The sequence below is a fragment of the Actinomycetota bacterium genome, from assembly GCA_036280995.1.
Classification (GTDB): Bacteria; Actinomycetota; CALGFH01; order CALGFH01; family CALGFH01; genus CALGFH01.
The window spans coordinates 1-10,470 of the sequence record DASUPQ010000548.1; the positions used below are offsets into that span (position 1 = coordinate 1).

Here is a 10,470-nt window from a genome sequence, read left to right on the forward strand (position 1 = left end):
CAGCAGCCAGACCGGATTTGGGCGTGGACGATCGGCGGCATGGCTCATGTCCCGATATATCTACAGGAAGCCGAGCAGGGCGGCCAGCCCGGCCAGCAGCATCCAGATGACCAGGGCGATGGCCACGGTCAGCAGGAACCGCCACATGATGCCTCGCTACATGCCGAACAGCTCTTTGATGTTGTCCCACTGGTCGGAGATGGCGATCACCGAGGCGGTCCCGAACAGCAGCACCGACCAGACCATGGTGGCCGTCCGGAAGCCGCCGATCCGCACCGACGGCGGCAGCGACCGCTTGTTGATCAGGATCAGCAGGCCCGAGTAGATGAACATCATGAAGCCGCCGATGGAGGCGGAGATGATCAGCAGGATCAGCGGCTGCGACTGGATGGTCAGCAGGATGATCGCGCTCCAGACGACCAGCACCCAGACGAGCAGGAAGTAGATGCGGCTCTCGGACCAGGTGTCGTTGTCGCGCAGGTAGCTGACCTTGAGGACGTCGGCGACCAGCCGGCAGGTGTAGTCGACGATCCCGAGGGCGGCGGCGAACAGCGAGGTCGCGCCGATGATCCAGAACAGGTAGCCGAACCAGGTGCCGACCGTGTCCATGAGGACGTTGCCCTCGGCCTCCAGGAAGGTGATGTTGTTCTCGGCCTCGGCGCCGAGCACGGTCGAGTAGGCCAGCATCGACATGAGCACGATGGTCACGATGGTGATGGCCACGAAGCTGACCAGCTGCTCCTTGTTGGCAACCTCCCACCAGCCCTTCCAGCGGGCCAGGTTCCCCTCGTCCTCGCGGAAGGTGTAGCCGGTGCCGGGCGCGGCCTCCGGCTCGCCGGTGACCGGCGAGGCCAGGCGGGGGATGTGGACCCCCATGCCGTAGCCCTTGTCGCGCATCCAGTTGCTCTGGACCAGGTTCTGGCCGCCCCCGGCCCCGGCGAAGGCCAGCGCCGGCAGGACCAGGGCCAGCGGCAGGCCCTCGGGCAGGCGGCCGAAGTTGGTGACCGCGTCCGGCAGCGACGACCAGGCGTCGGCGGTGACCGCGGCCACGATGGCCACGGCCATGAAGAGGATGACCAGCCCGACCTTGAAGAACTCGACCCGCTCGACCACCGTGTACACCACCGGGGCCAGGGTCAGGGCGATGGCGATCGAGGCCAGCCCGAGGATGGCCAGCAGCTTCACGTTGCCGCCGCCGAAGATGAAGGTGACCAGCGTGGCCGAGCTGGTGATCCACCCCGGCCAGGCGTTGGCCAGGAAGGTCAGCACGGCGAAGAACAGCCCCCAGTGCTTCCAGTAGCGGCTGAACCCGGTGAGGGCCGTCTCCCCGGTGGCCAGGGTGTAGCGCTCGATCTCCATGTTGATGAAGAACTGGGTCACCACCCCGACGACCGCCGCCCACAGGAAGCCGAGGCCGGCCTGGGAGGTGATGTAGGGCCAGAGGATGAACTCGCCCGAGGCCAGCCCGATCCCGGCCGCGATCACGCCCGGGCCCAGCACCTTGCGCAGGGACAGGGGTTCGGGCATCTGCTTGTAGGTGACCGGCGGGAGGTACTTGGTCGGGAACGTTGTCGCTGTCGCCCCGGTCTCGTGGGCCTCTCCGGGCCCGCCCTGGATGTCTCTGGCCATGTACAGCCCACCACCCGTCGTCCGCAGCCGTTGCGTCCCTGGGTTGGTACCCAGGCAGCGCCGCCCTACTCCCAGACGCCCGCGGTGGCCGCCGTTGCCGCGCGCCGGTCCAGCTCCAGCTGGGCCTCGCTGATCTGCCGGTCCAGCTCCCTGACCATGTGGGCCAGCAGGTCCCAGCCCTCGTGGGCGGCCTTCTCGACCCGGCGCCGCAGCCAGCCCATGGCCGAGGCGTCCAGCTCGGCCAGCTCCTCGTCGATGCGGAGGATGCCGGCCTCGACCTGGGCGATGCGGCGCAGGGTCCGCTCCAGCTCGGCCGCGGCCCCGCTGCCGGTCACGGCCTCGGGGCTCTGGCGCCACTCCTCCAGCAGGCGCTCCAGGGCGGCGGTGTCGCCCTGCTCGTAGGCCTCGTTGGCCGCCACCATCAGGTTGGTGCGGCGCTCCCGCTCCTGCGGGTCGCCGGCCAGGTCGGGGTGGATGAGGCGGGCCAGCTGGCGGAACAGCCGCTTGGCGTCGTCGCTCACCACCACCCGCTCCGGCTCCTTCTCCGGCTCGCGCTCCCCCCAGGCCCAGTTCTGCCCGCCGGGCAGGCCCTGGCCGGGGTAGCGCTCGGCCGGGCTGTCGCCGTCGGGGTCCTCCTCGGGAGGGAGGCCGCCGGCCGGGGTGGTCTCGTCCAGCCGCTCGGCCAGCTCGTCGAGCCGCGCGTAGCGGGCCCCGAGCGCCTTGCGGTAGCTGGTCTCGAAGGCGTGCAGCTCGGCGCGGAAGGCCGCCAGGTCGCGCTCGCGTTGCAGCAGCCGTCCCGACAGGACCAGGAGCTGAGCCTTGCGGCGGACGAGCTCTTCCGCTCCGGGGCCGGGATGCCACTCGATCGCCGACGAGGTGGGGTCCTTCACAAGCGCAGGACGTTACCCGAGCCCCCCCGTCACCCGCCACACGTGCCCCTGGCCGGCCACCGCCCGGACCGGCGCCCCCGGCCGCTAGAAGTCGCCGTCGCGGACGTAGGGGTGGCTCCAGAGGATCACCTGGAGCAGCACCGCCTTGACCCAGGCCTGGTGCATCGCCTCGTCGTCGGCCAGGAACGGCTTGAGGGTGGTGGTGATGGGGACGAGCAGGGCAAGCACGTAGCGCAGCGGGATGTGGTCGGCGGCGTCGGCCCCGTCGGTGCGGTTCTTCTTGGCCCGGGTGTGGCGCAGGCCGATCTCGTGCTGGTAGTCGAGCCAGGCCTGGTCGTATTCGGCCCGGGCGGTGTCCAGGATCCAGCGGCCGAAGCGGCGCCGGACCGCGGCCAGGTAGGCCTGGTCGGGCTGGCCGTCGGGACCGGTGAAGGCGGCCAGCAGGTGGGGGTTGGCGCCGACGAAGCCGTACCAGACGTCGAGGATCTCCTCGACCCTCGGCGCCAGCAGCTCGGCGGAGCGGCGCAGCGCCGCCAGGTCGTCCGGGCCGAGCAGCAGGGTCGTCTTGAGCAGCTCCAGCTCCTCGAGGCTGACCGGGGAACGCGGGACGGTGCCGGTCCCGAAGGTGTAGCCGGGGATGTCGGCCTGGTTCACGGGCTCCTCCTCGGGTCGTCCGTGGGAGGGTTGCGGAACGCCTCCCAGGTGTGGGCGGCCAGGTCGGCGGGGGCGGCGTCGTGGTCGGGGCAGTCGAGGCGCAGCTCGCCGTCGCCGAAGGCGGCGTCGACGAAGGCGCAGTGGTGCGGCAGCCGCCCGTCGGGGTGGCGGAACGGCTGGAAGAAGCGGCACGACACGCACATGCGGGCGACCGGGATCCGGCCCCTGGTCTGCAGGGTCCGGATCATGGTGATCAGCCCGCGCAGGAAGGCCGCCTGCTCGGCCTCTGACAGCTCGTCCACGGCCTCGAGCAGGAAGTCGGGCCAGGCGGCGGCCGCCGCCGCCTCCCGCATCCCCGCCGGGGTGAGCCGGACCAGCACCCCCCGGCCGTCCGAGGCCAGCGGCAGCTTGGTCACCAGGCCCTTGCGCTGGAGGGCGCCGACGCTGTCGGAGGTGGTGGCGGCCGTCACGCCGAGCTGCCCGGCCAGGACGCCCAGGCGCAGGCCGGCCGGGCTGGCCCGGAGCAGCGCCAGCACCTGTCCCTGGGTCGGGGTCAGCCCCCGGCCGCCCGCCTCGGCCCAGGCCTGGTGCTTGAGGGCCAGGCCGACCTTGGCCAGCCCGGTGGTCACCCGCCGGGCCAGCGGCTCGTCAGGGGGCAGAGGGTCGGCGGCCGTCATGGGGGAACTCTATAGGACTCCTAACAACTTGTCGATCGAGTACGCTGCGCCCTTCAGCCGCCAGGCTCGAGAGGGGAAGTGCTGTGGAGTTCCGCCGGATCACCAACCTGCCGCCGTACGTGTTCACCATCATCGACGGGCTCAAGGTGGCGGCCAGGCGGGCCGGCGAGGACGTCATCGACCTCGGCTTCGGCAACCCCGACCTGCCCTCGCCTCCGACGGCCGTGGACAAGCTCTGCGAGGCCGTCCGCAACCCCCGCAACCACCGCTACTCGGCCAGCCGGGGCATCCCCAAGCTGCGCCAGGCCGTGGCCGACCTGTACGCCCGCCGCTTCGGCGTCGAGCTCGACCCCGAGACCGAGGCCATCACCACCATCGGGGCCAAGGAGGGCTTCTCGCACCTGATGTGGGTGCTGCTCCAGCCGGGAGACGCCGCCCTGGTGCCGTCGCCGTCCTACCCGATCCACATCTGGGGGCCGCTGTTCGCCGGGGCCGACGTCCGCGAGATCCCCGTCGGCACCGGCGAGGACTTCTTCGAGAACGTCAAGCAGTCCTACCGCTTCTCCTGGCCCCGGCCCCGGGTGATCGTGCTCGCGTTCCCCCACAACCCGACCACCACCTGCGTCGACCTGGACTTCATGCAGCGGATGGTCGACTTCGCGCTGGAGAACGAGGTCCTGCTGGTCCACGACAACGCCTACGCCGAGCTCGGCTTCGACGGCTTCCGGCCACCCTCGATCCTCCAGGCGGACGGGGCCAAGCAGTGCGCGGTCGAGCTCTACTCGATGACCAAGGCCTTCTCCATGGCCGGCTGGCGCATGGCCTACCTGGTCGGCAACGCCGAGGCCGTGCAGGCCCTGGCCAAGCTCAAGTCCTACCTCGACTACGGCGCCTTCCAGCCGATCCAGATCGCCGCCACCGTGACCCTCAACGAGGACCCCGACCACCCCGAGCGGGCCCGGGCGATCTACCAGTCCCGCCGCGACGCCCTCTGCGACGGCCTGGCCCGGATCGGCTGGGAGGTCGAGCCGCCCCGGGGGACCATGTTCGTGTGGGCGCCCATCCCCGAGCCCTACCGGGAGCTGGGCTCCCTCGAGTTCGCCTCCATGCTGGTCAAGGAGGCCAAGGTGGCCACCTCCCCGGGCATCGGCTTCGGCCCCGGTGGCGACGGCCACGTCCGCTTCGCCCTGATCGAGAACGAGCAGCGCATCGGCCAGGGGATCCGCAACCTGCGCCGCGCCCTGACCAAGCTCGGCTGAGCCGGCTCAGGGGATCTCCCACTCGGCTGGGCCGACCGGGTCAAGTCGCTCGGCAACCGCCTGCCGCTGGCTCGTCGACTCCGGCCAGGCGTCGCTGGGCGCCTTCACCGGCATGGCCAACGACGTCTACGACACCCGCGACGAGCCCTGAGCGCGGTCTAGCGCCCGGGCCCGGCCCGTGGTTACCTCTCGGTAACCACAACGGCTGGGGGTAGGGATGGGCGTGCTAGGGAGCCGGCTCGACCCGTCCTCTGACGCCTACCGGGCCAACCGCGAGGCCAACCAGGAGCTGCTGGCCGAGCTGGACCGGCTGCTGGCCCAGGCCAGGGCGGGCGGCGGGCCCAGCTACGTGGAGCGCCACCGGGCCCGCGGCAAGCTGCTGGCCCGGGAGCGGGTCGAGCTGCTGGTCGACCGGGACGGGCCGTTCCTGGAGCTGTCGCCGCTGGCCGCCTGGGGGACCGACTTCCCGGTGGGGGCCAGCGGCGTCACCGGCGTCGGACCGGTCGCCGGGGCCGAGTGCGTGATCACGGCCAGCGACCCGACCGTGCGCGGCGGCGCCACCAACCCCTTCGGGCTCCGCAAGACCCTGCGGGCCATGGAGATCGCCGAGCGCAACCGGCTGCCCCTGGTCCAGCTGATCGAGTCGAGCGGGGCCGACCTGCCCACCCAGTCGCAGATCTTCATCCCCGGCGGGGCGGTGTTCCGCAACCTGACCCGGCTGTCGCGGGCCGGCATCCCCACCCTGGCCCTGGTCTTCGGGTCGTCCACCGCCGGGGGCGCCTACGTCCCGGGGCTGTCCGACCACACCATCATGGTCCGGGAGCGGGCCAAGGTGTTCCTGGGCGGCCCCCCGCTGGTCCGGATGGCCACCGGCGAGCAGGCCACCGACGAGGAGCTGGGCGGGGCCGAGATGCACGCCCGCACCTCCGGGCTGGCCGACCAGCTGGCCGCCGACGAGCGCGACTGCATCCGCCTCGGCCGCCGGGCGATCGCCGACCTCGGCTGGCGCAAGCTCGGCCCCGGGCCGACCCGGCCGGCCGACGGGCCCGTGCACGACCCGGACGAGCTGCTCGGCCTGGCCCCGGTGGACCTGAAGGTCCCCGCCGACGTGCGCGAGATCCTGGCCAGGGTGGTCGACGGCTCCCGGTTCTCGGAGTGGAAGCCGCTGTACGGGACCAGCCTGGTCTGCGGCTGGGCGTCGGTCCACGGCTACCCGGTCGGGGTGCTGGCCAACGCGGCCGGGGTGCTGTTCTCCGAGGAGTCGAACAAGGCGGCCCACTTCATCCAGCTGGCCAACCAGACCGACACGCCGCTGCTGTTCCTCCAGAACACCACCGGCTACATGGTCGGCAAGGCGTACGAGCAGCGGGGGATCATCAAGGACGGGGCCAAGATGATCAACGCCGTGGCCAACTCGACGGTGCCGCACGTCACCCTGATCCTCGGCGCGTCCTACGGCGCCGGCGGCTACGGCATGGCCGGCCGGGCCTACGACCCCCGGTTCCTGTTCACCTGGCCGGCGTCCAGGTCGGCGGTGATGGGGCCCGAGCAGCTCGCCGGGGTCATGTCGATCCTCAACCGGGCCTCGGCCGAGCGGGCCGGGCGGCCGTTCGACGACGAGGCCGACCGGTCCATGCGCGAGGCCGTCCGCGACCACGTCGAGGCCGAGTCCCGGGCCCTGTTCAACACCGGCCTGCTGTACGACGACGGCATCATCGACCCGCGCGACACCCGCACCGTGCTCGGCATGGCGCTGTCGGCCTGCCACTCGGGGGAGGTGAAGGGCACGGACGGCTTCGGGATGTTCCGGATGTGATCGCCAAGCTGCTGGTCGCCAACCGGGGCGAGATCGCCGCCCGGGTCCTGTGGACCGCCCGGGCCATGGGCATCGCCACCGTGGCCGTGTTCTCCGACCCCGACCGCGACGCCCCCTTCGTGGCCATGGCCGACGAGGCGGTGCCCCTAGGCGGGGCCGCGCCGGCCGACTCCTACCTCCGCGGCGACGTCATCCTGGACGCGGCCGAGGCCACCGGGGCCGACGCCGTCCACCCCGGCTACGGGTTCCTGGCCGAGCGTGCCGACTTCGCCGCCGGCTGCCGCAAGCGGGGCCTCGTGTTCGTCGGGCCGCCCCCGGAGGTGCTGGCCGTCCTCGGCGACAAGCTGGAGGCCAGGCGGGCCGCCGCGGGGGCTGGGGTGCCGGTGCTCCCAGGGGTATCGCTGACCGGGGTCGACGACGGGGAGCTCGCCGCCGCCGCGGCCGACCGGGTCGGGTTCCCGCTGCTGGTCAAGGCGGTCCACGGCGGCGGCGGCATCGGCATGCGGGTGGTCCGCGACCCGGGCGACCTGCCCGCGGCGGTGGCCGCGGCCCGCCGCCAGGCCGACGCCGCCTTCGGCAGCGACGAGGTGTTCCTGGAGCACTGGCTCGAGGCCCCGCGGCACGTCGAGGTCCAGCTCGTGGCCGACACCGCCGGGCGCATGGCCCAGCTGTTCGAGCGGGAGTGCTCGGTCCAGCGCCGCCACCAGAAGCTGGTCGAGGAGGCCCCGTCGCCGGCCGTCGGCCCCGCCCTGCGTGCCCGGCTGGGCGAGGCCGCCCTGGCCGTGGCCCGGGCCGTCGACTACGTCGGCGCCGGCACGGTCGAGTTCCTGGTCGCGGGGGAGGAGCTCTGGTTCCTGGAGGTCAACGCCCGCATCCAGGTCGAGCACCCGGTCACCGAGGCCGTCACCGGCCTCGACCTGGTCCGGCTCCAGCTCCTGATCGCCGCCGGCGAGCCCCTCCCCCCGGAGGTGGCCGGGGCCGAGCCGCACGGCCACGCCATCGAGGTCCGCCTCTACGCCGAGGACCCGGCCGCCGGGTTCCTGCCCCAGGCCGGGGTGCTGCACCGGTTCCGGGTCCCGGCCGCGGGTGCCACCGGGGATGGCCCGGGGGGCTGGGGGGTGCGGGTCGACGCCGGGGTGGCCGACGGGTCGGTGGTCGGGGTGCACTACGACCCGCTGCTGGCCAAGGTGATCGCCCACGCCCCGGCCCGGGCCGAGGCGGCCCGGACGCTGGCCGCGGCCCTGTCCGCCGCCCGGATCCACGGCGTCGTCACCAACCGCGACCTGCTGGTCGGGGTGCTGCGCTCGGAGGCGTTCCTGGCCGGGGAGACCGACACCGCCTTCCTGGAACGCCACCCCCCGGCCGAGCTGACCGAGGCCGGTGGGTCGTCCGGCCCCCTGACCACCCGGCTGCACGCGGCCGCCGCCGCCCTCGCCGCCCAGGCCCGCCGCCGGGCCAGCGCGACCGTCTACCCGGCCGTCCCCTCCGGCTGGCGCAACAACCCCTCCCAGCTCCAGCGGACCGACCTGTCCCCGGGCCCCGGCGCCGCCATCCCCGTCGCCTACCGCTTCGACCGCACCGGCGCCCTCGAGACCCTGGAGGTCGACGGCGCCCCGCTCGCCGGGCCGCGCCTGTGGGGCTGCACCCCCGACCAGGTCGACCTGGAGGTCGAGGGCGTCCGCCGCCGGTTCGAGGTCCACCTGGTCGGCGACACCGCCCACGTCGACAGCCCCCTCGGCCACAGCCAGTTCCGCGAACAGCCGCAGGACCCGGGGGATGTGGTTCCGGCCGGTCTCGCCCCCGCCGGTGCCGCCCCTGCGGGTGCCGCCCCTGCGGGTGTCGCCCCTGCGGGGGCTGCCCCGGCGGGTGCCGCTCCGGCGGGTGCCGCCCCTCCAGGTGCCGCCCCTCCAGGTGCCGCTCCGGCGGGTGCCGCCCCGACGGGGCTGTGGGCAGCCGGACCCCCCGAACCCGGCGATCGGCTACGCTCCCCCACCGGGGGACCCGGCGCGGGACCGGGCCTGTTCGGCGCGGGCGATCCCACGGGCGGCCGCGCAGGCGTCCCCACGGGCGGCCCCACGGGCGGCCCCGCGGGCGGCCCCGCGAGCGGCCCTGCCGGTGATCCCGTGGGCGGCCTCGGAGGCGGCGTGGGCGAACGCGGGGCGACCGGCCTGCCGCACGGGGCCCTGGTGTCGCCGCTGCCAGGGGTTGTGCGGCGGGTGGAGGTGCGGGCCGGGGACCGGGTCGAGGCCGGGGCGGTGCTGGTGGTGGTCGAGGCGATGAAGACCGAGCACCGGATCGCGGCCCCGCGGGCCGGGAGGGTGGGGCGGGTGCTGGTCTCCGAGGGTCAGGAGGTGGCCGCCGGGGCCGCGGTGGCCGAGCTGGAGGAGCCGGGCGATGGCTGAGGCGGTCTCCTACGAGCTCCAGGACGGCGTGGTCTGGCTGGTGATCGAGCGGCCGGAGGCGCGCAACGCCATCAACCGGGCCGTCGCCGACGGCCTCTGGGAGGGGTTCCGGCGGTTCGAGGCCGACCCGGACGCGGCCGTGCTCGTGCTCACCGGCGCCGGGGACGCGTTCTGCGCCGGCGCGGACCTCAAGGAGATGGCCGCCCTCGGCCTGACCGTGCCGCCACGCGACATGACCCCCAACCTGGGCCGGAACATCCAGGTGACCAAGCCGGTGGTGGCCGCCGTCAACGGGCCGGCGTTCGGCGGCGGGTTCCTGCTGGCGCAGATGTGCGACCTCTGCGTGGCCGGGACCGCGGCCCGGTTCGCGGTCACCGAGGCGCGCTGGGGCCGGGGGGCGCCGTGGGCGGCGCCGCTGCCGTGGCTGGTCCCGCCGCGGGTGGCGCTGGAGCTGCTGCTGACCGGCGAGCCGATCGACGCCCGCCGGGCCTACGAGGTCGGGCTGGTCAACCGGGTCGTGCCCGACCCGGAGCTCCGCTCCGAGGCCGGCCGCCTGGCCCGGCGGATCGCCGACAATGCGCCGCTGTCGGTGCGGGCGGCCAAGGCCATGGTCCACGCCACCGCCGGGTTCGCGCTCGACGAGGCGGTGGAGGAGGGCTGGCGGCTGTTCGAGCCGGTGTACCTGAGCGAGGACGCCCAGGAGGGACCGCGGGCGTTCGTGGAGAAGCGCCCGCCGGTCTGGAAGGGCCGCTGAGGCATGGAGCCGCTGCGCATCGCCAACTGCTCCGGCTTCTACGGCGACCGGCGCAGCGCCCCGCGGGAGCTGCTCGAGGGCGGTCCGGTCGACGTGCTCACCGGTGACTACCTGGCCGAGCTGACCATGCTGATCCTGTGGCGCTCGCGCAGCCGCGACCCGGCCAAGGGGTACGCGACCAGCTTCCTCGCCCAGATGGAGGAGTGCCTCGGCCTGGCCGCCGACCAGGGGGTCAAGGTGGTGGCCAACGCCGGCGGCCTCAACCCGGCCGGCCTGGCCGCCGAGCTGCGGGCGCTCGCCGGGCGGCTGGGCCTGGACGTCGTCGTCGCCCACGTCGAGGGCGACGACCTGCTCGGCCGCCTCGATGACCTCCGGGCGGCGGGGGAGCC

Annotated in this window: 9 protein-coding genes; 5 read left to right on the forward strand and 4 right to left on the reverse strand. The window is 73.9% G+C overall.

Annotated features, from left to right (window positions below; genetic code table 11):
- Positions 1-156: 156 nt before the first annotated feature.
- The 4 genes from VF468_18405 to VF468_18420 all read right to left on the reverse strand — a co-directional run bounded on the left by VF468_18405 (position 157) and on the right by VF468_18420 (position 3,850).
- On the reverse strand, positions 157-1,629 hold the full coding sequence (locus tag VF468_18405) for an Nramp family divalent metal transporter (GenBank protein ID HEX5880262.1): 1,473 nt from the start codon (positions 1,627-1,629) through the stop codon (positions 157-159).
- A 65-nt stretch (positions 1,630-1,694) separates the two neighbouring features.
- Entirely contained in the window at positions 1,695-2,519 is an 825-nt protein-coding gene (locus VF468_18410; protein ID HEX5880263.1) for a J domain-containing protein, read from the reverse strand.
- 84 nt (positions 2,520-2,603) lie between these two features.
- Positions 2,604-3,173, reverse strand: a complete 570-nt coding sequence (locus VF468_18415; GenBank protein ID HEX5880264.1) for a protoglobin domain-containing protein — start codon at positions 3,171-3,173, stop codon at positions 2,604-2,606.
- Positions 3,170-3,850, reverse strand: a complete 681-nt coding sequence (locus VF468_18420) for a MarR family winged helix-turn-helix transcriptional regulator (GenBank protein ID HEX5880265.1) — start codon at positions 3,848-3,850, stop codon at positions 3,170-3,172. Before VF468_18420 ends, VF468_18415 begins: the two co-directional genes overlap by 4 nt.
- A gap of 83 nt (positions 3,851-3,933) precedes the next feature.
- Between VF468_18420 and VF468_18425 the strand changes: the two genes are divergently transcribed.
- The 5 genes from VF468_18425 to VF468_18445 form a co-directional block, all read left to right on the forward strand.
- Positions 3,934-5,109: an aminotransferase class I/II-fold pyridoxal phosphate-dependent enzyme gene (locus VF468_18425; GenBank protein ID HEX5880266.1), complete on the forward strand. Its 1,176-nt coding sequence runs from the start codon at positions 3,934-3,936 to the stop codon at positions 5,107-5,109.
- Positions 5,110-5,326: 217 nt separating this feature from the next.
- On the forward strand, positions 5,327-6,925 hold the full coding sequence (locus tag VF468_18430; protein HEX5880267.1) for a carboxyl transferase domain-containing protein: 1,599 nt from the start codon (positions 5,327-5,329) through the stop codon (positions 6,923-6,925).
- A complete protein-coding gene (locus VF468_18435) occupies positions 6,922-9,327 on the forward strand; it encodes a biotin carboxylase N-terminal domain-containing protein (protein ID HEX5880268.1) in 2,406 nt (801 codons plus the stop codon). Before VF468_18430 ends, VF468_18435 begins: the two co-directional genes overlap by 4 nt.
- On the forward strand, positions 9,320-10,081 hold the full coding sequence (locus VF468_18440; GenBank protein ID HEX5880269.1) for an enoyl-CoA hydratase-related protein: 762 nt from the start codon (positions 9,320-9,322) through the stop codon (positions 10,079-10,081). The genes VF468_18435 and VF468_18440 overlap by 8 nt, the downstream gene beginning before the upstream one ends.
- 3 nt (positions 10,082-10,084) lie before the next feature.
- The coding region (locus VF468_18445) for an acyclic terpene utilization AtuA family protein (GenBank protein HEX5880270.1) at positions 10,085-10,470 on the forward strand (386 nt) is incomplete at its 3' end.